The sequence below is a fragment of the Gallaecimonas pentaromativorans genome (assembly GCF_003751625.1).
GTDB lineage: Bacteria > Pseudomonadota > Gammaproteobacteria > Enterobacterales > Gallaecimonadaceae > Gallaecimonas > Gallaecimonas pentaromativorans.
Genome location: NZ_RJUL01000005.1, coordinates 76,058 through 97,191, shown reverse-complemented (window position 1 = coordinate 97,191; position 21,134 = coordinate 76,058). Strand labels below are relative to the sequence as shown.

The 21,134-nt window shown below is 60.9% G+C and carries 19 protein-coding genes; 10 read left to right on the top strand and 9 right to left on the bottom strand.

Features of this window, described 5'->3' with window-relative positions:
• Window positions 1–9: 9 nt before the first annotated feature.
• Complete coding sequence (locus EDC28_RS10300) at window positions 10–1,005, bottom strand: aldo/keto reductase (protein ID WP_123421542.1); 996 nt, start codon at window positions 1,003–1,005, stop codon at window positions 10–12.
• Between the two features lie 375 nt (window positions 1,006–1,380).
• On the opposite strand from EDC28_RS10300, the gene EDC28_RS10295 reads away from it, so the two are divergent.
• The 3 genes from EDC28_RS10295 to EDC28_RS10285 all read left to right on the top strand — a co-directional run bounded on the left by EDC28_RS10295 (window position 1,381) and on the right by EDC28_RS10285 (window position 4,064).
• Complete coding sequence (locus tag EDC28_RS10295; protein WP_123421541.1) at window positions 1,381–1,653, top strand: XapX domain-containing protein; 273 nt, start codon at window positions 1,381–1,383, stop codon at window positions 1,651–1,653.
• Between the two features lie 75 nt (window positions 1,654–1,728).
• Window positions 1,729–2,625 (top strand): glyoxalase, encoded by an 897-nt coding sequence (locus EDC28_RS10290; RefSeq protein WP_123421540.1) that lies wholly within the window; start codon window positions 1,729–1,731, stop codon window positions 2,623–2,625.
• Between the two features lie 53 nt (window positions 2,626–2,678).
• Window positions 2,679–4,064, top strand: a complete 1,386-nt coding sequence (locus tag EDC28_RS10285) for an alginate export family protein (protein WP_123421539.1) — start codon at window positions 2,679–2,681, stop codon at window positions 4,062–4,064.
• A 43-nt stretch (window positions 4,065–4,107) separates the two neighbouring features.
• Here EDC28_RS10285 and EDC28_RS10280 read toward each other — a convergent pair whose 3' ends face one another.
• The gene (locus EDC28_RS10280) at window positions 4,108–5,205 is read right to left on the bottom strand and encodes a branched-chain amino acid aminotransferase (protein ID WP_123421538.1); all 1,098 of its coding nucleotides are present in this window, start codon (window positions 5,203–5,205) and stop codon (window positions 4,108–4,110) included.
• Between the two features lie 221 nt (window positions 5,206–5,426).
• Between EDC28_RS10280 and EDC28_RS10275 the strand changes: the two genes are divergently transcribed.
• Window positions 5,427–5,684: a YkgJ family cysteine cluster protein gene (locus EDC28_RS10275; protein ID WP_123421693.1), complete on the top strand. Its 258-nt coding sequence runs from the start codon at window positions 5,427–5,429 to the stop codon at window positions 5,682–5,684.
• On the opposite strand, the gene EDC28_RS10270 is transcribed toward EDC28_RS10275, so the two are convergent.
• A complete protein-coding gene (locus tag EDC28_RS10270) occupies window positions 5,681–6,580 on the bottom strand; it encodes a LysR family transcriptional regulator (protein ID WP_050658336.1) in 900 nt (299 codons plus the stop codon). The genes EDC28_RS10275 and EDC28_RS10270 overlap by 4 nt on opposite strands.
• 128 nt (window positions 6,581–6,708) lie before the next feature.
• On the opposite strand from EDC28_RS10270, the gene dkgB reads away from it, so the two are divergent.
• The gene (gene dkgB, locus EDC28_RS10265) at window positions 6,709–7,512 is read left to right on the top strand and encodes a 2,5-didehydrogluconate reductase DkgB (protein ID WP_123421537.1); all 804 of its coding nucleotides are present in this window, start codon (window positions 6,709–6,711) and stop codon (window positions 7,510–7,512) included.
• A 55-nt stretch (window positions 7,513–7,567) separates the two neighbouring features.
• On the opposite strand, the gene EDC28_RS10260 is transcribed toward dkgB, so the two are convergent.
• Window positions 7,568–8,104: a carboxymuconolactone decarboxylase family protein gene (locus tag EDC28_RS10260; RefSeq protein WP_123421536.1), complete on the bottom strand. Its 537-nt coding sequence runs from the start codon at window positions 8,102–8,104 to the stop codon at window positions 7,568–7,570.
• 118 nt (window positions 8,105–8,222) lie between these two features.
• Between EDC28_RS10260 and EDC28_RS10255 the strand changes: the two genes are divergently transcribed.
• Window positions 8,223–9,134: an AraC family transcriptional regulator gene (locus EDC28_RS10255; protein WP_123421535.1), complete on the top strand. Its 912-nt coding sequence runs from the start codon at window positions 8,223–8,225 to the stop codon at window positions 9,132–9,134.
• Here EDC28_RS10255 and EDC28_RS10250 read toward each other — a convergent pair.
• On the bottom strand, window positions 9,079–10,893 hold the full coding sequence (locus EDC28_RS10250; protein ID WP_170164089.1) for an ATP-binding protein: 1,815 nt from the start codon (window positions 10,891–10,893) through the stop codon (window positions 9,079–9,081). The two genes, EDC28_RS10255 and EDC28_RS10250, sit on opposite strands and share 56 nt — an antisense overlap.
• A gap of 341 nt (window positions 10,894–11,234) precedes the next feature.
• On the opposite strand from EDC28_RS10250, the gene EDC28_RS10245 reads away from it, so the two are divergent.
• Window positions 11,235–12,581: a diguanylate cyclase domain-containing protein gene (locus EDC28_RS10245; RefSeq protein WP_123421533.1), complete on the top strand. Its 1,347-nt coding sequence runs from the start codon at window positions 11,235–11,237 to the stop codon at window positions 12,579–12,581.
• Here the strand turns inward: EDC28_RS10245 and EDC28_RS10240 are convergent.
• The 3 genes from EDC28_RS10240 to EDC28_RS10230 are packed head-to-tail and all read right to left on the bottom strand — an operon-like array spanning window position 12,578 to window position 14,895.
• Window positions 12,578–13,216, bottom strand: coding sequence for a cytochrome b/b6 domain-containing protein (locus tag EDC28_RS10240; protein ID WP_123421532.1), 639 nt, complete (start codon window positions 13,214–13,216; stop codon window positions 12,578–12,580). The genes EDC28_RS10245 and EDC28_RS10240 overlap by 4 nt on opposite strands.
• Before the next feature lie 9 nt (window positions 13,217–13,225).
• Window positions 13,226–13,768, bottom strand: coding sequence for a response regulator transcription factor (locus EDC28_RS10235; protein WP_123421531.1), 543 nt, complete (start codon window positions 13,766–13,768; stop codon window positions 13,226–13,228).
• A complete protein-coding gene (locus EDC28_RS10230) occupies window positions 13,765–14,895 on the bottom strand; it encodes a sensor histidine kinase (RefSeq protein WP_123421530.1) in 1,131 nt (376 codons plus the stop codon). Before EDC28_RS10230 ends, EDC28_RS10235 begins: the two co-directional genes overlap by 4 nt.
• A gap of 202 nt (window positions 14,896–15,097) precedes the next feature.
• Between EDC28_RS10230 and hpf the strand changes: the two genes are divergently transcribed.
• Window positions 15,098–15,454 carry a ribosome hibernation-promoting factor, HPF/YfiA family gene (gene hpf, locus EDC28_RS10225; protein ID WP_050658327.1) on the top strand — a complete coding sequence of 119 codons (357 nt, stop codon included), beginning with the start codon at window positions 15,098–15,100 and terminating at the stop codon, window positions 15,452–15,454.
• Here hpf and EDC28_RS10220 read toward each other — a convergent pair.
• On the bottom strand, window positions 15,451–17,118 hold the full coding sequence (locus EDC28_RS10220) for a GGDEF domain-containing phosphodiesterase (protein WP_170164088.1): 1,668 nt from the start codon (window positions 17,116–17,118) through the stop codon (window positions 15,451–15,453). The two genes, hpf and EDC28_RS10220, sit on opposite strands and share 4 nt — an antisense overlap.
• A gap of 159 nt (window positions 17,119–17,277) precedes the next feature.
• Here EDC28_RS10220 and EDC28_RS10215 point away from each other — a divergent pair, with 159 nt between their 5' ends.
• Complete coding sequence (locus EDC28_RS10215) at window positions 17,278–19,572, top strand: penicillin acylase family protein (protein WP_170164087.1); 2,295 nt, start codon at window positions 17,278–17,280, stop codon at window positions 19,570–19,572.
• Window positions 19,548–21,098 carry a VRR-NUC domain-containing protein gene (locus EDC28_RS10210; RefSeq protein WP_123421527.1) on the top strand — a complete coding sequence of 517 codons (1,551 nt, stop codon included), beginning with the start codon at window positions 19,548–19,550 and terminating at the stop codon, window positions 21,096–21,098. Before EDC28_RS10215 ends, EDC28_RS10210 begins: the two co-directional genes overlap by 25 nt.
• The last annotated feature ends 36 nt before the right edge of the window (window positions 21,099–21,134 follow it).

Genomic DNA, 21,134 nt, shown 5'->3' with positions numbered 1-21,134 from the left:
GGCGCTTTTTTATTGGTGCCCGGTAACGCTGTGAGGCAGGTAGTGCTGCTCAAGCTGGGCGATTTCCTCATCGGTTAGCTTAAGGGCCAGGGCCGCCACGGCATCATCAAGTTGCGCCGTTTTCGAGGCGCCGACAATGGGCGCCGAGACTTGCGGTTTGGCCAGCACCCAGGCCAGGGCCACTTGCGCCATGGGCACGCCCCGGGCTTTGGCCACCGCCTCGACGGCGTCAATCACCTGGCCGTCGGCCTGCTCGGTACGCTCAAACAGGGTTTTCCCAAACACATCTGATGCGCTGCGGGCCGTACCCTGGCCACGTGGGCGTGTCAGGTGGCCACGGGCCAGCGGGCTCCAGGGCATCAGCCCTACCCCTTGGTCGGCGCACAAGGGGATCATCTCCCGTTCTTCTTCGCGGTACAGCAGGTTCAGGTAGTTTTGCATGGACACAAAGCGGGTCCAGCCGTGCTCGCGCGCCACCGCCTGGGCCTTGGCAAACTGCCAGGCAAACATCGAGGACGCGCCGATATAGCGGGCCTTACCGGCTTTTACCACGTCGTGCAGCGCCTCCATGGTCTCTTCGATGGGGGTGTCGTAGTCCCAGCGGTGGATTTGGTAGAGATCCACATAATCGGTGCCAAGGCGGCTGAGGCTGGCGTCAATCTGCGCCATGATCGCCTTGCGCGACAATCCCTTGCCGTTGGGGCTGGCCGGGGCGCCGGCGGCGCCGGGCGGGAAGAACACCTTGGTGGCCAGCACGATGTCGTCGCGGCGGGTAAATTCCTTGAGGAACTTGCCCACCATCACTTCTGAGGTGCCAGCAGAGTAGCTGTTGGCGGTATCAAAGAAGTTGATGCCCTGCTCCACGGCGTGGCGAAAAAGGGGCCGCGAACGTTCTTCGTCCAAGGTCCAGGGGTGGGCACCGGCGTTTGGCTCGCCAAAGGTCATGCAGCCCAGGCACAATCTGGAGATATCCAGCCCGGTCGTACCCAGTTTGGTGTATTCCATGGTGGCTCGCTCCTATGCGAAAGGCCCGGCGCCAAGGCATCGGGCCATGAGATTTTGGCAATACCCAGCCTACCATTTGTCCCCCACTCACAGCCCAGGCAAACGCAGTGTTTTATCGCAGCCGGTATTATCTCTGCGCCCATTAACGTTAATAACAAAATGCGGCAGCAATTTTATTAACGAAAAAAACCCCAAAGAAGGCGTTAAATTTAAATTCGGTTATCCGCCAGCGTAATTGGAAACAAAGTTATTCCGGGCCGCGCGTATTAAGAAAGCAAAGCGCCGTTTATAGTTCTGACATTACTCGCCACTTTCTTTCGTCAGGCCGCATGCAATCGCAGTCTGTAGCCTGCTGCCGTTAAGGAGTTTCTTATCATGAAGATCTATTTATTTTCCCTGGCTGCTGGTTTGCTGGTGGGCGTGATTTACAGCCTGATCAATGTCCGCTCCCCGGCGCCGCCGCTGGTGGCTTTGGTGGGCCTGCTGGGGATTTTGGTTGGTGAGCAGGTGATCCCGGTAGGCAAGCAATTGCTAAAGGGCACCGCCTTTTCTACCGCCTGCAACAAAGCCGACGCGGTAGACCATGTGCTGGGCCAATTGCCGGGCCGCCAGGCCGAGAAAAAAGCCGAGCAAGAAGAAAAAGCCTGAATAACGGGCTTCGCCCTGGCGAAGCCTTGCCATTACACGCCATTCCCCTTCGTTGTCTATCAAGGAGTTCATCCCGTGCCTTCCATCAAATCCCTGCTGCTTTGCGCCCTGTTTGCCGGCAGCGCCGCGCTGTCATCCCAGGCTGCCATGGCCGAGGACGCCGGCTTTGCCGTTGGTCCTCAATACGACACCACCCACGTTTATGTGGATGCCAAAGATTTTAACCACTTTGTGAAAAGCTTTGTGGCCACCTTCGGCGGCAAAACCAGCAAGCAAGGGGTATTCCAAGTCACCCCGACCGCCAGCAAGACCATGTCGCAACTGGCGCTGACCCCGGCCGGCACCATTTCGGTATTCGGTTTTAAAACCCCGGTTCCCTACCCCTTTGGCGCCGAGCGTACCGGCTACCTGGTAACCGACATGGACGCAGCCCTGGACTCGGCAGTAAAACACGGTGCCACCCGCCTGGTTGACGCCTTCCCTGACCCCATCGGCCGCGACACCGTTATCCAGTGGCCGGGCGGCGTGAACATGCAGCTCTACTGGCACACCCAAAAGCCCCATTACGATCCCCTGGCAACGGTGCCGGAAAACCGCATCTATTTGACCAGTGATGCCGCCGACACCTTCATCAAGGACTGGGTTGCCTTCTCTCACGGTACCGTGGTGTCTGACGAAAACGCCGCCCCCGGCAGCGCCGCTGGCCTTAGCCACCCCATCCGCCGGGTACGCATTGATTCTGGCTACGGCAAGATGACGGTGCTGGTGACCAAGGGCCAACTGCCCTGGCCCTATGGCCGCGACATGACCGGCTATGAAGTCAGCGACCTCAAAGCCACCTTGAAAAAGGCCAAAGCCGCCGGTGTTGAAGTGCTGGTTGCCCCTTATAACGCCGGTGACCGCGAAGCGGTGATGGTGCGCTTCCCTGGCGGCTATATCGCCGAAATTCACCAGCTGCACCACGCCTCCTAATCTGCTGCACCCTTAAGGCCGGGCTTGCCCGGCCTTTCTTTTAAGGATCCACCATGACATATCGCCACCGAAGCTGGCTGCTGCTGGCGCCGTTGCTGGCCATGGCCGCAAGCACTGCCAACGCCGCCACCGGCCGCCCGGCCATCCTCTCCAATCGCTGGCAAGAAGACTGGTCAGCCCTGGCCGACCCGGCCTTAAAAACCCAGCCTCTCGATAGCCTCAAATACCTCAGTTTGGGGGACGACCCGGCCAACTATCTGTCATTTGGGGCCAACCTCAGAGAACGCTATGAGACCAACCACAGCCCCCGCTTTGGCGCTGTAGCTGGGCAAGGCGACGGCTACCTTATCAACCGCATGGAAGTGCATGCCGACCTGCGCCTGGGAGAGGTACAAACCTTTGTGCAGTTGCAAAACGACAGCGCCCCCGGGAAGAAAAACAAAGGGCCGGCCGACGCCAACAAACTGGATTTGGAGCAGGCCTTTGTGGCGCTGGTGCACCCCATAGGCAATGACACCCTCAAGATACGGGCCGGCCGCCAGCAGTTCGCCTTCGACTTGCAGCGCTTTGTGTCGGTTCGCGAAGGGCCTAACGTGCGCCGCTCCTTTGACGCCCTGTGGTCAGACTATGAAACCGGCCAGTGGCGCTTTATCGGCTATTACAGCCAGCCTGTGGTCAACAAGGACCGCCACAGCTTTGACGACACCAGCTCCCACCGGCAGCGCTTTTATGGTGCCCGCGTCGAGCGCCTGATACTGGGGGGCAACGAGTTGTCGGCCTATTGGTCACGCTTTGCCGACGCCGACGCCCACTTCTTAACGGTGTCAGGCAACGAGCAGCGTGATGTCTGGGATCTGCGTTTTGCCGGCAAAAAGGCAAACTTTGATTGGGACCTGGAAGCCATGTTGCAGACCGGTGATATTGGCGGCCAGCACATTCGCGCCTGGGGTTCGGGCAGCCGGGTTGGCTACACCTTCAAAGACGCGGCCCTGGCGCCAAGGCTTGCCATGCAACTGGACGCCGCTTCCGGCGACACCAACCCCAACGACAACAAGCTCGGCACCTTTAACCCCTTGTTCCCCAATGGCTCTTACCTGAACCTCGCGGGCTACACCGGCTATGTGAACTTCATTCACGTCAAACCCTCGGTCACCATCAAGCCCATGGCGAACTTGAGCCTGATGGGTGCGGTGGCCGGGTTGTGGCGGATGACTACTGACGACGCGGTCTACACCATGCCCAGCATCGCCGTGCCCAACACCGCCGGCCACGGCAGCCGCTACGCCGGTGCCTACGGCCAGCTGCGCCTTGACTGGAAGGTCAACGGCCACCTGAGCACCGCCATCGAAGCGGTGCACTATGAGGTGGGCAGCAGCCTGAAAGCCGCCGGCGGCTCGGACAGCGATTATCTCGGGGTCGAATTGAAATTCGGCTGGTAACAAAAAGGCCTCCCGGAGGGAGGCCTTTTTGTTTTAAGCGGCGTTAGCCGAGCTGCACCATCCAGCCGTGGGGGTCTTCGCTGCGGCCGTATTGGATGTCCAGCAGCGCCGTTTTGAGCATGGCGGTCACTTCGCCGCCTTCGCCGTTGCCGATGGTGAAATCGTGGCGGTTGCCGGTCACCTTGCCGATGGGGGTAACCACTGCGGCGGTGCCGCAGGCAAAGGCTTCTACCAGGCGGCCGCTTTGGGCGTCTTGCTGCCATTGGTCGATGGAGTAGCGCTCTTCGCGCACCGTCAGGCCCTTGTCCATGGCCAGTTGGATGATGGAGTCGCGGGTAATACCGGGCAAGATGGTACCGGTGAGCGGCGGGGTTTGGATAGAACCGTCGTCAAACACGAAAAAGACGTTCATGCCCCCCAGCTCTTCCACCCATTGGCGCTCTACGGCGTCGAGGAACACCACCTGGTCGCAGCCCTGGCGGCCCGCTTCGAGCTGCGCCACCATGGCTGCCGCGTAGTTACCGCCGCATTTAACATCGCCGGTGCCGCCGGGGGCGGCGCGGGTGAAATGATCAGAAACCCACAGCGATACCGCCGCGGCGCCGCCTTTAAAGTAAGCCGCTACCGGCGAGGCAATAACGCTGAACAAGCACTGGTCGGCCGGTTTCAGGCCCAAGGTGGCGTCGGCCGCCAGCATAAAGGGGCGCAGGTACAACGAGGCGCCGTCTTGCTCAGGGATCCAGTCGCGGTCAAGGTCGCTGATGGCCTTTACCGCTTCGATAAACAAGTCTTCGGGCAGCGGCGCCATGGCCAGGCGCCGGGCCGAGTTGGCAAAGCGGCGGGCGTTGGCGTCGGGGCGAAACAGCGCCACGCCGCCACCGGCCTGGCGGTATGCCTTGAGGCCTTCAAAAATCTCCAGGCCGTAGTGCAGTACCGTGGTACCGGGAGAAAAGACAAAGTCTTCACGCGCCGCCAGCTTGGCGTCATACCAGCCGCGCTCGTTGCTGTGCTGCACCGTCACCATGTGGTCGGTAAAGACCTTGCCAAACACCGGGTTGGCGAGCAGCGCCTGGCGTGCCTCGGCAGAAGTGGGGTTGGCGGTAGGCTCGATAACAAGGCTCGGTGACGGCTGGCGGGTCATGGGTACTCCAAAAGGTCTGACGGTTTTCATGCTATGCCGGACGGCGTCTTTAACTGCGCGGCCCGCAGCCTTCAGAGACTGCCTTTGTCGCTACAAAAGTGCAATAGCCCAGCGCCGCCTAACCACATTGCGAGCCAAGGCACAGTCCGCCGCCGCTTTGAGTGATCTGGCAGCGCTTTTCGGTCACAATCGGCGGCCAACTTTTGTGGTGCCCCAACTCAATGAATTGTCGTGAACACTGCGGGGCCTGCTGCACTGCGCCGTCCATCACCAGCCCCATCCCCGGCATGCCAGACGGCAAGCCCGCCAACGTACCCTGCGTGCAGCTCGATGAGCAGTTTCGCTGCAAGATTTTCGGCAAGCCCGAGCGCCCGGCCTTTTGCGCCGGCCTCAAACCCTCCCATGAAATGTGCGGCGACAGCCGCAGTCAGGCCATGAAGTGGCTTGGGGATCTTGAAATAGCCACCCGCCCGCTTTAATCAAAGCCTCGCTCGCCAATGGCGCCGGCCAGGTAGGCGATAAAAGAACTTATCCGCGCCGACACCGCCGTGTTGCGATAGTACACGGCGTTAATGCTCTGGCGCTGGCTGAGGGTCTGCGTGTCAAACAGGCTCACCAGGCGCCCGGCTTTACGGTCGTTTGCGGTCATAAAATCCGACAAACAGCAGATACCGCCGCCATTGAGTGCCAGTTGCCGCACCGTTTCGCCGCTTGAGGCGCGAATGGCCGGGCGCACGTGCAGGCGCTGGCCGCGCGCGTCCAGCAGCGGCCAGTCGTTAAGGTGCTCGGGCTGGCTAAAGCCCAGCAAAGGGTGCCCGGCAAGCTCACTCACCTGCCGCGGCGTACCGGCCTTTGCCAGGTAGTCGGGGCTGGCCAGTATCCGCACCTGGCTCTGGCCTATGGCTTTGGCGTGCAAGGTGGAGTCTTTGAGCTCGCCAATGCGAATGGCCACGTCGGTGCGCCGCTCCAGCAAGTCGATAATGCCCTCGTTGCTGTTAAGCTCCAGCTCCACCTCGGGGTACTGGCGGCGATACCCGGCCACCAGCGGCGCTATCACATGCAGCATGAAGGGGGTGGCGGCATCCACCCGCAGCAGGCCGGCCGGTTTGCTGCGCCTAATGGCCAGCATCTCTTCACTGGCCTGCACCGAGCTGATGATGTCGCGCACCCGGGCCAGGTAATCCCGCCCTTCCTCGGTTAACGACAGCCGCCGGGTGGTGCGGCGCAGCAAGGTGGTGCCGAGCTTTTCTTCAAGCCGCGCCAGGGTGCGGCTGGTGGCCGAGACGGTCTGCTCGAGCCGCTCGGCGGCTGCGCTGATAGAACCGCAGTCCACCACCGCAATAAACACTTGCATCTCGTCGAGGGTCGCCTTCATCTTTGATCTTCCATCAAATATATTTCCCGTTTTAATGGCTTTTTCGGAAAGTATCATCCCGGCAGACTGGCGTTAATTCAAGGTCCGGCATCAGGCCGGTTTTTCCCTTACCCATTGAGGAGATGATTATGCGCATTCCCGCCTTTGGCGTTGGCACCTTCCGCCTGCAAGGCCAGGTTGTCATTGATTCAGTACGCACCGCGCTGGAGCTTGGCTACCGCGCCATCGACACCGCCCAGATTTACGGTAACGAGGCCGAGGTCGGCCAGGCCATCGCCGAGAGCGGCGTGCCCCGCGACGCGCTTTTTATCACCACCAAGATTTGGGTAGACAACTACCACCCGGACAAGCTGATCCCAAGCCTCAAGGAGAGCCTTAACAAACTGCGCACCGAGCAAGTGGACCTGACCCTCATCCACTGGCCGGCGCCCAGTAACGGCGTGGCTCTGGCCGACTACATGGCGGCGCTCAATGAGGCCAAGGCCCAGGGCCTTACCCGCCAGATTGGCGTGTCCAACTTCAACATTGCCCAGCTCAAAGAGGCCATGGCGGTGGTGGGTAAAGACGCCATCGCCACCAACCAGATTGAGCTCAGCCCCTACCTGCAAAACCGCAGCGTCACCGCCTTTATGAAAGACGCGGGCATCCAGGTGACCTCTTACATGACACTGGCTTACGGCAAGGTATTGGCAGACCCGGTGCTGGCTGACATCGCCAAGCGCCACCAGGCCACCCCGGCCCAGGTAGCCCTGGCCTGGGCCATGCAGCTGGGTTACTCGGTGATCCCTTCTTCTACCAAACGGGAGAATCTGGCCAGTAACCTGCTGGCCCAACAGCTGGTGCTAAGCGCAGAAGATATGGTGAAGATTGCCGAACTGGAGCGAAACGGCCGCGAAGTTGACCCTAAAGGCTTGGCCCCGGACTGGGATTAAGCTGGAAGTTAAAAATAAAAAAAGGCGGCCTGAGCCGCCTTTTTTATTGGCCGGGTTAGTTCACCTTGGGAAAGTCCAGCACGGTGTCGTTGACCCTGTTAATCATGTTGGTAAAGAGGATGGCGCTGATGGCACTGATGGCCTCGACTATCTGGCGGTCGCTGTAACCAGCGGTTTTAAGCGCTTCGACCTTGCTGGCGGCCAGGGTGCCGCTGCTTGCCACCAGATCGCGGGCAAAGGTGATAAGGGCGTCGATGGCGGCATCGTCCTGGTAGATACCGTGGCGCAGCGCCTGAATTTGCTCGGCGCTAAAGCCCGCGCCTTTGGCGGCCAGGGTGTGGGCTGCCAGGCAGTAATCACAGCCGCTCACTTCGCTCACCGCCAGGTTGATGGCTTCCAGCTGCTTGGCGTTCAGGCTGCCCTTTTTCAAGGCGGCGTTATGGGCCAGGGCCTGGGCCAGCACCGCCGGGGCGTTGCTGCCGATAACGGCGTAGGCGTTGGGCACTTTGCCCACGGCGCCTTTGATGGCGGCAAAGAGTTCGGCGGTTTGGCCAGTGGCTTCGGTGACGGGCAGGGTCTGTAAACGGCTCATGGTGTCTCTCCTGATAAATGCTGTCGCCCCGTTGGCGATGACTTCATATTAGGGAGCAGCCGGTGCACAATCTGCGCTCAGAAGTCGCCACTTTATGCTCTATCGTCTCAGGAGAGTCATGGATAACCTCAGCCACCTTGTGCAGCTACTGGCGCCCCAATGCAGTGTCGACCTCCATTGCCGCTTTGCCGGCCAATGGCAGGCAGACCACCCGCAGCTGGTTCTGGGGGTGATCCCCTATCACTTGATTTTGCGCGGCAGCGCCGTGCTGGAGCTGGACGGCAAGCGCCTTACCTTATCGAGCGGCGACATCGTGCTGTTGCCAAGGGCCAGCGCCCACCAGCTAAAAAGCCTTACCACCCAAGGCCAGATGGCGCCGCTACTGACCCGCCAGAGCGGCGCGTTAACCGCCCTTGAGCGCCAAGGCGACGGGCCGCTGTTAGAGATGCTGTGCGGGGAATTCAAGATAGGCCGCCATGGCGCTTTGCTGTTTGGCCAGCAGCCGCCCTGGCTGCACATTGCCACCCAGCAGCGTGATGATTGCCAGGAGCTGGGCGCTCTGGTGCGGATGATGGCAAGAGAAAGCCAGGCCAATGCCCCCGGCGGCGCGGCCATTGTAACCGAGCTGTCGGCCGCGCTCTTTACCTTGGTACTGCGCGCGCTGTTGGCCGAGCAGCACACCGAACCGGGCTGGCTGAAACTGATGGCCAACAGCCGCATCGCCGGGGCCATTAGCGCCGTACTGGCCGAGCCCCAGGCTCCCTGGACCTTGCAAACCATGGCCGAGCGCTGCCATTTATCCCGGGCCAGCTTTGCCCGGCACTTTGCCGCCAGCTACCACCTTACGCCCCAACAATGGCTCACCCAGGTGCGCATGACCTTAGCCGCGAGGTTGCTGCTGGAGCAGCCCCACGGCATCGGCCTTATTGCCGAGCAATGCGGTTATTTGTCACAGGCCGCCTTTAGCCGGGCCTTTAAAGAGGTGCATGGTCAGCCACCAGGGCAGTTTCGGCGGCCACCGGCAGGGTAAAGCTAAAGCGGGCGCCGCCACTTGCCGGCGTTTCTGCCCAGATCTGCCCGTCGTGGGCTTCAATGATGGAGCGGCAAATGGAAAGCCCCATGCCCATGCCTTCTTCGCGGGTGGTATAGAAGGCGTTGAACAGCTGCTGATGCTGGCCGGGCGGTATGCCCATGCCTGAATCGGTAACGCTGAAGGTCAGGCTCTGGCCTGATTCACTGATATCAAGGCGCAAGTGGCGGGCCTCTTCAGGCACCTGGGCCATGGCCTGAATGGCATTCAAGATGAGGTTCAGCAGCACCTGCTGCAACTGCACCCTGTCGCCAGCGATTTGCGGCAAAGAAGAGCTGGCCTCAAGGCTTAGGCGCACCTTTTTTCGCTCCAGCTCGTGGCGCACCATGGCCAGCACCTCCTCGGCCAGCGCCGCACATTGCAAAGGGCCGTGCTGGGCCTGGCTGTTACGGGCCATGTCCCGCAGCCGGCGGATGATCTCCCCGGCCCGTCGCCCTTCGGCCACCATGGCGGCGACACCGGCTTTAATTTCTTCGGTGGCAAGCTCGGGCCGTCTTAACCAAAGCTGGAGCGCCTCGCCATGGGTAACCACAGTGGTGATCGGCTGATTCACTTCATGGGCAATGGAAGCCGCCAACTCCCCGAGGCTTAACACCCGGCTGGTATGGGCCAGCTCGGCCTGGGCCTTGATAAGGGCTTCCTGCGCACTTTTACGCTCCTGAATGTCGATGCTGGTGCCGTACCAGCGGGCCACCTCGCCGTCGTCACCGTAAATCGGCAAGGCGCGGTGTAAAAACCAGCGGTAGCTGCCGTCATTCAGCCGCAACCGGGCCTCCACTTCCAAACCCTGCTTTTGAGACTGCCAGGCCAGTTGCCATTTGGCGTCCCACTGGGCGGTGTCGTCGGGGTGGAGCAATTGGCACCAGCCAAGCGTCTTGGCCGACTCCCCAAACCCCTGCGCCTGCCAGTGAGCATTAACGTAGTCGAGAGACATATCGGAGCGGCTTATCCACACCAGCGCCGGGATAGTAGCCAGGGCAACCCGCTTGCTGCGTTCTTGCTCTTTGAGGCTGGCCTCGGCCTTTTTGCGTTCGGTGATGTCGTTGTTGCTCTCCAGTATCGCCAGGGGCCGGCCGCGGCTGTCGCGCAGTAGCGCCCAGCGGCTGGAAACGGTCAGCCAGGCGCCGTCGGCGCGCTGCTGAACCAGCTCGCCCTTCCAGCGGCCAGTGCGCATCAGTTCGCTGGTGATGGGAGCAACAGACTGCTCGGCGCCGGTGTTAAGAAGCTCGTGGCTAACCCGGCCCTGGGCCTGCTGGCGGCCAAAACCGTAGAGCTCTTCGGCGCCGCTATTCCAATACTGAATTTTGTCGTCAAGGCCGCGTACAAAGATGGCGTCGTGAGTCAGTTCCAGCAGGCTTGCCTGGCGCTCAAGCTCCCGAAAGGCGTTGCGACTGCGCCCCACCAAGAGGCCGGTGGCAATAATGGCAACCAGGCTGATAACAAAATGGAGCGGGTTGCCCGAGCCCAACATGAACCCCAGCCAGGCCAGGCCCAAACAGCCGAAGATGATGGCGATAAGCCCCAGGCGACTGGCAAAGTTGGCGGCCATGGCCACCACAATCACATACAGGGTGGCCATGGCCATATCGAAATGGGTGAAGTAATCGAGGCTGAAAATCAGCAAGGCCATCAGCAGGGTCAGCGTGATGCACAGCGGCCTAGGAACCGGGATCAAACTGTAAGACAACGGAAGATTCATCGACACCTTGCCTCGTTCATTTTTGAAACCCATCCGGCAGCGGTGCGGCACCCCGGGCCAACAAACTGCAAGAAGAGGGAAGTGCCCACAGCAAAGCAGCAGGGCCGGGTTGCACCAGCCGCGTGTCATACAAAATGGGGGCATTTGTGAAGGCTAAAGGAAAAAATCTTTACCGACAGCCACTTGACTCAAAAAAGGCAAGAAAACGTCTCATTTTGGCCGTCCAGTGCACGCCGGGAGGCAACATAGCTGTTAAGTTTTAGTTCGCATTAGCGGCTGTCTACTTGCACTGCACTGCGAATGGTCTGACTATGTTACAGAAATAGCATTCTGGGTATCCGATGCGACAGCGCGACCTACAGCTCTCCCGCCTGACCTACTTGGGCACTGTTGCGATCTTCTTGGTGGCTGTCGGTACCGTTGAGATATTCCACCACCTGATCTCCATTAATCGCCAGGCCGACGCCAGGGCCCGGGTCACCAACGAGCTTATAAACCTTCGCACCCGTATCGAAGCCCACAGCAACGCCGCCATTTACCTGGTGCGAGGCCTTGCCGCCTACCTGCAGGCCTACCCCGACGCGACTCGCGAGCAAATCGACCCGGTCATTAAGAACATCTATATCGACGGCAAAAGCATTCGCAGTATTGCGGTGGCGCCAGATTTGGTGGTGCGGATGGTCTACCCCCTCAAGGGCAACGAGAAGGTTCTCAATGTGGATTTTCGCAAGGTACCCGAGCAGTGGCCCTATGTGGAAAAGGCCGTAGCGCTCAAAGAAACGGTATTGGACGGGCCGGTGACACTTATCCAGGGCGGCCGGGGGCTCATTAACCGCACCCCGGTATTTGTCAAAGACGGCAAGTTGTGGGGGATTATCAGTGTGGTGCTGGATATCGACAAATTGCTGGCTGCATCCCAGGTCACCGCTGAGCCTGCCAACCTGCATCTTTACCTTTACAACCCGTCCAAGCAGAACAAGGGCTTTATCTTTGGCGACCCCAAAGTGCTGGAGGGCCCGCAATACATCAGCCTGCCCCTGTACCTGCACAACGAAACCTGGATGCTGGCCGCCACCGCCCAGCCACCCAAGGGGCTTTGGTGGCTACAGCTGACCCGGGTGATAGGCTGGCTGGCATCCATGGTGTTTGCCGGCATGTTTTTCACCATCATCCGCGAACACAGCCGCAACAAGATATTGGTCAATACCGACAGTCTCACCGGGCTGCCCAACCGCCGCGCCTTTTACCAAAAGCTCAATGACAACCTCGGCCAATACCGCAAAAGCGGCCAGCCGTTTGGTATTGTCTATCTCGACCTCAACGGCTTTAAAGAGATCAACGACAACCACGGCCACGAAACCGGCGACGACGTGTTAGTGATGGTGGCAAGGCGCCTGCAGGAAGTGTCACGCCCCAGCGACCAGTACTATAGGTTGGGCGGGGATGAGTTCGTCGGGGTGCTGGACGGCATCAAAGACCGTGAGCAAGCCGATGCCATTGCAAAGCGGCTGCTAGAAGCGGTTAACCGCGATATGCACTTGGATAACAGCTTGGTGCTGCGCATCTCAACGGCCCTGGGTTACAGCTTCCCAAGCCCGGGGGATGACATCGATACCCTGCTGACCCGCGCCGACAAGCACATGTATCAAGACAAGCACCGCGACAGCGAGCCTGATCACACCATTTAAAGGCCGCTGCCCCAACTCCAGTACAACAGCCCCCAAAGCAGCAAGAAACAAAACCAGGCCGGCCAGCTAGCCCGCACCTGGCTGGGGCCGTCAATGCCCCGTTTGCGGCCGGTAAACATGGCCGGTACCAGCCGCTCGCCCTTGGCGCAGTGCAAAATAACCGCCAGCAGGTGGGCAAGGCCCAGCCAGACGATAAAATCAAAATTCAGATGATGCAGGCGGGTCAGCCAGGTGGCGGTTTCGCTGCTCACTAAATGGCTGAGCGGCCCTTCGGTGAAGATTTCGTCACTGGCAAAAAGCCCGCTGCCAAGCTGAATGCCCACCACCGCAAGCAATACCAGCACCATCCAGCCGCCCAGCGGATTGTGGCCCGCCGTTGCTGGCGCCTGGCCACGGGCCAGGGCGCGGCCATAGGCAAAGGCCTTGGCTGGCGACACCACAAAGTGGCTAAACCTGGCGCTGGCCGAGCCCACAAAACCCCACAGGATGCGGATCAGCCAGAACGCCAGCAGGGTCATGGCCAGCCATTGGTGCCACACCATTTCCCCTGCCTCGGCGCTCCACCAACAGCCGATAAGCAGCAGCAACTGCCCCCAGTGAAAGCCTCGGATAAAGCTGTCCCAAACCTTGACCATGGCCTGTCCCTATGATGAATGTGCGCCGTTGTCCGGCTCGCAGGCGACCGGATGCTTGGCCAGTTTACGTTGTAGTGTGCGCCGGTGCATGCCAAGGGAGCGTGCGGTGGCGGAGACGTTGCCGTCGTTGTCGGCCAGCACCTTTTGGATATGCTCCCACTCAAGCCTGGCCGGCGGCAGCGGCGCCGCCTCGGCGCCAAGCCGCTGCTCGCCACCGATGGCTGCCAACAAGGAGGCCATGTCCAAGGGCTTGGGGAGATAATCGTCAGCCCCGGCCTTGATGGCCGCCACCGCCGAGGCAATGGCGGCGTAGCCGGTTATCACCAGAATGCGCGCCTGCGGCAGCAGCGAGCGCAGCGGCTCGATAAAAGGCAAACTGGTGGTGGCGCCAAGCTTTAAATCCAGCAGCACCACTTGCGGGCCAAAGGCCTGCGCCTCACAAAGCAGCGGCTCGCAGTGGCTAAGGTGGCGCACCTCAAAGCCTTTGCGGGTAAGGACCCGCTGCAAGGTTTGGCCCAGCGCCTGGTCGTCTTCTAGCAGCAGCAGTTTCATGATTTTACGAGCCCCACTTCCAGCCAGCTTTGGTTGCCATCACCCTCTATGCGTAAAAAGCCCCCCAGCCGCTCGAAGCTGGCGTGGGCCAGGAACAGGCCAAGGCCGGGGCCGGGGTGGCGGTCTGAGGGCAGCGGCTGGCCAAGGGCTTTGGCAAGCTCAGGGGCCAGCCCCGGGCCGCCGTCGTCAATTCTCAGCAGCCAATGGCCGGCATCGCTCGACAGCGTAAGGTGAATAACCGAGCCCTGATGGGCAGCGTTATCCAAAAGGTTGAGAATGGCCGGCACCAGGGTGGCATCCCCTTTGACCTCGCCCTCAATGCTGGCCGGCAGCACCAGTTCGGCCTCGGGGCGGAGCAGCCGAAAACGCTCGGCCAGGGCGCCAAGCAGCGCCTCTATGGCCATGGCGCCGGCAGGCTGGGGTTCTGCCGCTTCACGGATTTTTTGCAAAAGTGCGCTGCAACGCTCCAACGCCTGGCGCAGGCTGCCAAGGCGAGGGTCGGGTTGCTCGTCGGCCAGCTCATCGGCAGTGAGCCTGGCAACGGAAAGCGGGGTAGCCAGCTGATGGGCCGAGAGCGCCGCCTGGGAAGCCACCGCCATCACCTGCTCGGAACGCAGCTGGCGCTCGCGCAGGTTGCTGATCGCCGCTTGCTGGCGGCGCATCACCTTGCTGGTACGAAGGGCAAAGATCACCATGATCGCCATGGTCAGCATGGCGTTGGCCCACATGCCCCAGTAGTGGCCGGGCTTGTGCCAGCCCATGTCGTCCGGCAGCAGCATCAGCGAGCTGTAACCGGCCACGGCCAGCACCGAGATCCACACCGCTGCGCCCTCGGCTTTGGCCAGTAGCACGATCACCACCGGCAACAGGTACAAGGACACAAAGGGGTTGGTGTGGCCACCGGAGAGGGCGAAAAGTAGGGTCAGCAGCACCATGTCCACCAGCAGCATGGTCCAGTGGGCGTTAAAACGCAGGCTAAGGGCGCCCAGCAGCCCCTGGCAAAACCAAATGGCCAGTAACCAAAAGAGGTGATAGGGAAGTTCGGCAATGCCCACCCAGAGCAGCATCATGGCTTCGCTGGCCCAGAGGATAAGGCGCATGGCTTGGATGTCTTTGGCGGCTAACACGGGGATAAATCCTCTCAACTATGCCTGCCCGGTGGGCCCACGGCAAGGCCATTTCGGCAGGTTCTGCCAGGCAATTCACGCTTTATTTTGCCACGACCCCAAAGCCATAAAAAGTTGATCAAGATCACATGACAGCGGCGATGCAAAGGCGTAGGTTGGGGGTGAAGGCAATACACAAGTGATGACTCATGGAGGTCTTTATATGCGTATCGACATCACCAGCCGGACCCAGCCAGTCACCGCCGCGCTTGAGGCTCAGATCCAAAAACAACTGAGCAAACTTGAACGCTTCGATGTGCCCCTTATCAACCCCAAACTGGTTATTGACCGTGACGGCATGGCCGTGGTTATGGAAGCCAGCATCGGGTTGCCCAACGGGGACTTGGTGGCCAAGGCGCGCGATCTGGACGGCTACGTTGCCTTAAGTGCCCTGACCCAAAAACTGCAGCGACAACTCAAGACCTACCTGCACAAACCCCATGCGCACCGCGCGGTGCGCTCCAACAGGGCCCAACTACTGGACGTGGAGAGCCCAGTCGCTGAGAACACAGCACTTTAACCGACCACTTCGTCCTGCTGCTCCTGCCACTCCAGGGGCAGCAAATCCAACCGGGAGGGGCGACCGATAAGGTTGCCCTGAGCATAATCCAGCCCCAACCTGCGCACGAACTCCAGCAACTCCGGCTTATCCACAAACTCCGCCACCACCGGCAGCGACAAGCCCCGGCACACCGACGCTATGCCCCGCACTATGGCGCGGTCGCGGCGTGAGCGCAGCAAATCTTGAATAAGGCTGCCGTCTATCTTCACGTAATCCACCGGCAGCGCCTGCAAGTATTTGAAAGACGAAAAGCCGCTGCCAAAATCGTCAAGGGCAAAGCGCACTCCCACCTCTTGCAAAGCCCGCATAAAGCGGCGCGCTTCTTTGAGGTTATCGATGGCCACCGATTCGGTTATCTCGATGCACAAGGTTTTGGCCGGCACGGCCGCCTCTGCCAGCCACTGGCGAATGGCCAGGGCAAAGCGGCTGTCGGAAAGGCTCTGGCCACTTAAATTCACCGCCAGCACTAGGTGGTCGTGCAGCTGCGGGTGTTTGCCCAGCCAGTCGATCACAGCCTTGATAACCCAGCGGTCAAGGCGGCTGGTGAGGCGAAAATCCTCAGTTGCCGCCAAAAAGCGCCCAGGGCTTAGCATTTCGCCGTCCTCCCCCAGCATCCTTACCAGCACCTCGGCCCGTAGCGGCCCGTGTTGGGGTTTAAGGGATTCGAGGGGCTGATAGAACAGCAGGAAGTTGTCGGTATTAATGGCATGGCTCACCGCCTTGGCCCATTTGGAGGCCTGCAGGCGCTGCACCAGCACCGGGTGGTCGGCGCTGAATCTCACCCAGGGCTGGTCGGAGGCCAGGTGGCAGGCAAAATCGGCGCGGCGCAGCCCTTCCCACAAGTCCATGCCCTCTTCGGCCTCACAGATCCCGGCCTTGACGGCCAGCGGAAAGCCCTGAGGGATGCTGCGGTCCACCGCTTCGCCCAGCACCTTGATAAGGCCTTCGAGCCGTTCTTGCCAGGGCTTGGTGCCGTCGAGGCGCAGCCAGAAGGTGTCGCCGTCGGGGCGGGCGGCAAATTCGCCATGGCGAAGCGCCCCCTCGACCAATTCGCCCAGGCGGCGCAGCAGGTTGTCGCCGGCGTCCAGGCCCAGGTTGTCATTAAGGAGGCGAAAGCGGCTGAGATTGAGCTGCACCAACAGCGCCCCCCCCAGGCCCTCGGCGGCCAGGCGCAAGATAAAACCCTGGCGGTTTAAAAGACCGGTTAAGCCGTCTTTTTGCAGTTGTTGGCGCAGGGTACGCAGCTGCTGTTGCAAGCCGCGCTGGCAGGTGATTTGCACCCATAAAAGGCCGTCGCGGCGATAGCCCCAGAGCTGGTAGTCCGGCACCTGTTGCTCAAAAAAAGCGCTTTTACCATCGCGCCAGGCGCGCAGGGCGGCCAGCGGCCAGGGCAACGCCAAGGCCGACACATGGCTGCCAACGGCGCCCTTGGGATCGTCAAAGAGGTTATTAAGGGACGTGCTGACGCTGTGGATATCGAGGTTCTGGTCCAAAACAACCCAGCCTGTCCTTGCCTGGTTTGCCAACTCGTCGCGCACTTTCAGTTGCTGTTGTAAGTGGTCGCAGCGCTTTTGCAAAAAGCGCTTCTGGCGAAAACCCAAACCCCAGAGCAACATAAACATCAGCGCAGTTCCCGCACTGCCGCCGACGGCCAACCATTGTGGCGCCATGTCTTCTCCATCTAAGGTGCAGTCTTTGCGCTGCTTCCCAATGCCTGAGCTTCTTTGTATCGTTGGCACAGTATTCTGATGGACTACCCTGAAACAGCAAGGAAAATTATCGTGAAATGGCGTATTGGAGCACTAATACTGGCGTTACTTGCTGTTTCTCCCCTGGCGGTGATGTATTTCAATACCGCCAAGCTCGACGGCACCGTCAAACTCCCCGGCCTCAATGCCCCGGTGGCGGTAAACCGTGACAACCGTGGCGTACCCCTTATTCTCGCCAAAAACCAGTTGGACTTAGCCCAAACCCTGGGGTATCTGCACGCCCAGGACCGCTTCTTCCAAATGGATCTGCTGCGCCGCCTCTCTGCCGGCGAGCTGGCCGCCTTGGTGGGCGACAAGGCCCTCGACCATGACCGGGACATCCGCCGCCACCGCTTTCGGGCCAGGGCCGAAGCGGCCATCAGCGCCATGGCCCCACAAGACCGGGCGCTGCTGGTGGCCTACAGCAACGGCGTAAATAAAGGTCTGGCCGATTTACTGACCAAACCCTTTGAATATTGGCTGTTGCGCCAAGCGCCCCGCCAGTGGCGCCCCGAAGACAGCCTGCTGGTGATCGACAGCATGTATCTTGATCTCCAAGGCAACGCCGCCAAGCGCGAATGGAGCCTGGCCGCCATTAGCCAGCGCCTAGACGACCAGCAAAAAGCGTTCTGGTTCCCCTTTGGCGGCCGCTTTGACGCCGCGCTCGACAGCACCTTCCCGCAACCGGCGCCGCTGCCCAAAACCGGCTGGCCCGACATGCAGGCGCCACCGGCCAGCCCCGCCCCCGAGCAAGCCCCCGGCTCCAACGGCTGGGCCGTGGCCGGGCGCTTTACCAACGACGGCGCCGCCATGCTGGCCTCCGACATGCACCTGAGCTTGCGGGTGCCCAATATCTGGTATCGCATGGCCGCCCGCATTGGCGACAACATGGAAGTGGGCCTGACCCTGCCCGGCACCCCGGCACTGGTGGTGGGCTCCAACGGCCATATCGCCTGGGGCTTTACCAACTCCTATGGTGATTTTTCCGATCTGGTGGTGGTAAGCGACGCTGGCAACAACCAATACCAAACCAGCGCCGGCCCCAAAGCCTTTACCGACCACCCGGAAACTATCCAAAGCAGCAGCGGCCACAGCGAAACCCTGGTGGTGAAAGACACCCAATGGGGCCCGCTGATGGGCACCCTGCCCGACGGCCGCCCCTACGCCCAGCTCTGGACAGCCCAGCAACCGGGGGGCGTGAATATCAACCTGATGAAGCTGGTGGACTGCCCCGATGTCAGCTGCGCCCTGGCGCTCGCCCCCACCATGGGCATTCCCACCCAGAACATGATGGTGGCCGACACCCGTGGCAACGTGGCCTGGACCTTAGCCGGCCCCATCCCTGAGCGCCTGGGCTACAGCGGCTTGGAGCCGGTGGATTTAAGCCAGGCCGGTGTCAGCTGGCAAGACCGGCTCCCCGCCAGCGCCTACCCCCGGCGCATCAATCCCCCCAGTGGCCGCATCTGGAGTGCCAACCAGCGGATGCTGGGCGGCGCTGAACTGAGCCGCATCGGCGATGGTGGTTATGTGCTTGGCGAGCGGGCCGGGCGCATTCGCGATCTGCTAAAAAGCCAGAACCTCTGGGACGAAAAAGGCTTTTTTGCCATGCAGTACGACAACAAGGTGCCGGTTTACGATTTCTGGGCCAAGCTGCTGGCCAACGAACTGTCGCAGATGCCGCCCTCACCGGATTTTGTCAAAGCCCGCCGCCTGGTGGACGAATGGGACGGCACCGCCGCCAGCGGCTCCCAGGCCTTCGTGATGATCCACGATTTTCGCCAGGCCATGCTGGGGCTGGTGTTCGCCCCCTTCTACAACCTCGACAAAACCCTGCCCGGTTTTGACGCCGCCAGCATCGACAACCAATGGGAATACCCCCTGCGCCAACTGCTAAGCCAGCAGCCGCCCGCCATGCTGCCAAAAGGCTATGAGTCCTGGCAGGGGCTTTTGAGCGAGCAAACCGCCCGCCAGGTTACCCGCACCGCCGAGGCCGGCTGGCCCACCTGGGGCAGCGTGCACCAAAGCCACATCCGCCACCCGCTCTCTGCCGCCCTGCCCAATTGGCTGGCCCGTTACCTTGACGCCCCGGTATCGCCCCAGTCTGGTGACAGCTACGCGGTACACGTTACCGGCACCGCCTTTGGCGCCTCAGAGCGGCTGGTGGTTACCCCCGGCCGTGAAGACCGCGGCATTTTGGTGATGCCGGGCGGCCAAAGCGGCAACCCCTTCAGCCCTTATTACTTAAGTGGCCACCAAGACTGGCAAGACGGCAACCCCGAGCCCTTGATGCCCCAGGAAGCGCGATGGCAGTTAACCCTAACGCCCTGAGTGGCACCTATTATCTGGCCCATTTCGAAGCCCTGTTGGGGGCAGTAAAAGGTCGCTACGGCGACCTTTTTAGCGAACAAGAAAACCAGTGCCTTGACGATTTTGCCGCCCTGCCGCTGGATGGGCGGGCGCTCTATACCCGCTTTTTAAGCCGCCGAGGCCAGTGTTTTCGTGAAGATAAGCTCGCCTACCCCGAGCTTGATCTGCCCCTGGCCATTGCGGCCTTAAAAGAGGCCGGCTTTATCACCCCCATGGCCCCCGAGCAGGCCCTGCTGCTGCCACTGCTTACCAAGGCCGAAATCGCCGCGCTTTTTAACCTTGATAAACGCCTGGCGCGCCCGGCCATGGTGGAGGCAGCCCTTAAGTTGCCGTACCGGGCGCCGCCCTTTGCCCTTTGGCAAATGCAGCACGAGGCGCTGATGCGCCGCTGCCTGCTGCTCTATTTTGGCAATGCCTATCAAGATCTTAGCGAGTTTGTGATAACCGCCCTTGAGCATGTGCGCTACGAGCCCTACCCCCTTGATAGCCAAAGCCGCTACTACCAAAGCCGGGCCCACCTGGAGCGCCACTTTGCCCTTTCAGAGCTGGCGCAAACCCTCGATGCCTGCCCAGACCACGCCCTTGTCGCCTTGGCAGAAGGCTGGCCAGCCGGGGATGACAACCGCTGGCAGCGCCTGACCCTGCAACTGGCCCGGCGCCTTGAACGAAGCGCAAACCTGCCCTTGGCCCTGGCGTTTTATCAGCGCCTTACCCTGCCCCCAGCCAGGGAGCGAAAGGTGCGGCTAATAGCAAAAACCGCCGGCCAAGTGGCGGCCTGGCAGGCTCTGGCGCCCATCTTAAAAGCCCCCCAAGATGCCAGCGAGCAAGATTTTATCGACGTTTTTGCCAAGCGCCTGGCAAGCAAACTCGGCCACAGCCTGCCGCAATTGCCGGTGAGCAGCGTCAGCGAGCAGCAGCGGCCTTTGCCACAAGGCAGCGAACGGGTCGAGCAAAAAGCCCTTGGCTATTTCGATGCCGGTATGCACAGCGAGAACCAACTCTTGACCGGCCTTTTTGGCCTGCTGTTTTGGGACATTGTCTTTAGCCCGGTGCCCGGCGCCTTTTTCCACCCCTTTCAGCGCGGCCCCAAAGATTTGTTCAGCCAAGGCTTTTATGAAAAACGCCAAGGGCTTATCGAGGCGCGCCTTAAAGAGATTGAGCAAGGCTGGCAAGAACGGGCCAAAGCCACCCTCGCCGCCAAGGCCGGTATTGCCAACGATCTGGTGTATTGGCCGCTGTGGCGCGCCGAGCACCTGGCCCTTGCCGGCCATATCCCCGGCCACCACCTGGCGCTTTGGTTTCGCCATTTTCTACGTGACCCGCGCCACCACCGCAGCGGCTTTCCCGATCTGCTGGTGGTCGATGGCGGCCACTACCAACTGGTGGAAGTCAAAGGCCCCGGCGACCGGCTGCAACCAGGGCAAAAACGCTGGCTGCGCTTTCTCGCCCGCCACCACCTGCCGGTCTCGGTGCTGCACCTAAAATAAAAGGCCGCCGGCAACAGCGGCGGCCTGCTTGCTTGT

Bases quoted from the DNA above. Each gene is read 5' to 3' on its own strand.
- EDC28_RS10210 (WP_123421527.1), top strand. From the start codon at position 19,548: ATGGCAGTTAACCCTAACGCCCTGAGTGGCACCTATTATCTGGCCCAT.
- hpf (WP_050658327.1), top strand. From the start codon at position 15,098: ATGCGTATCGACATCACCAGCCGGACCCAGCCAGTCACCGCCGCGCTT.
- EDC28_RS10255 (WP_123421535.1), top strand. From the start codon at position 8,223: ATGGATAACCTCAGCCACCTTGTGCAGCTACTGGCGCCCCAATGCAGT.
- EDC28_RS10280 (WP_123421538.1), bottom strand. From the start codon at position 5,205: ATGACCCGCCAGCCGTCACCGAGCCTTGTTATCGAGCCTACCGCCAAC.
- EDC28_RS10295 (WP_123421541.1), top strand. From the start codon at position 1,381: ATGAAGATCTATTTATTTTCCCTGGCTGCTGGTTTGCTGGTGGGCGTG.
- EDC28_RS10270 (WP_050658336.1), bottom strand. From the start codon at position 6,580: ATGAAGGCGACCCTCGACGAGATGCAAGTGTTTATTGCGGTGGTGGAC.
- EDC28_RS10220 (WP_170164088.1), bottom strand. From the start codon at position 17,118: ATGTTTATGTTGCTCTGGGGTTTGGGTTTTCGCCAGAAGCGCTTTTTG.
- EDC28_RS10250 (WP_170164089.1), bottom strand. From the start codon at position 10,893: ATGAATCTTCCGTTGTCTTACAGTTTGATCCCGGTTCCTAGGCCGCTG.
- EDC28_RS10240 (WP_123421532.1), bottom strand. From the start codon at position 13,216: ATGGTCAAGGTTTGGGACAGCTTTATCCGAGGCTTTCACTGGGGGCAG.
- EDC28_RS10235 (WP_123421531.1), bottom strand. From the start codon at position 13,768: ATGAAACTGCTGCTGCTAGAAGACGACCAGGCGCTGGGCCAAACCTTG.
- dkgB (WP_123421537.1), top strand. From the start codon at position 6,709: ATGCGCATTCCCGCCTTTGGCGTTGGCACCTTCCGCCTGCAAGGCCAG.
- EDC28_RS10300 (WP_123421542.1), bottom strand. From the start codon at position 1,005: ATGGAATACACCAAACTGGGTACGACCGGGCTGGATATCTCCAGATTG.
- EDC28_RS10260 (WP_123421536.1), bottom strand. From the start codon at position 8,104: ATGAGCCGTTTACAGACCCTGCCCGTCACCGAAGCCACTGGCCAAACC.
- EDC28_RS10285 (WP_123421539.1), top strand. From the start codon at position 2,679: ATGACATATCGCCACCGAAGCTGGCTGCTGCTGGCGCCGTTGCTGGCC.
- EDC28_RS10275 (WP_123421693.1), top strand. From the start codon at position 5,427: ATGAATTGTCGTGAACACTGCGGGGCCTGCTGCACTGCGCCGTCCATC.
- EDC28_RS10245 (WP_123421533.1), top strand. From the start codon at position 11,235: ATGCGACAGCGCGACCTACAGCTCTCCCGCCTGACCTACTTGGGCACT.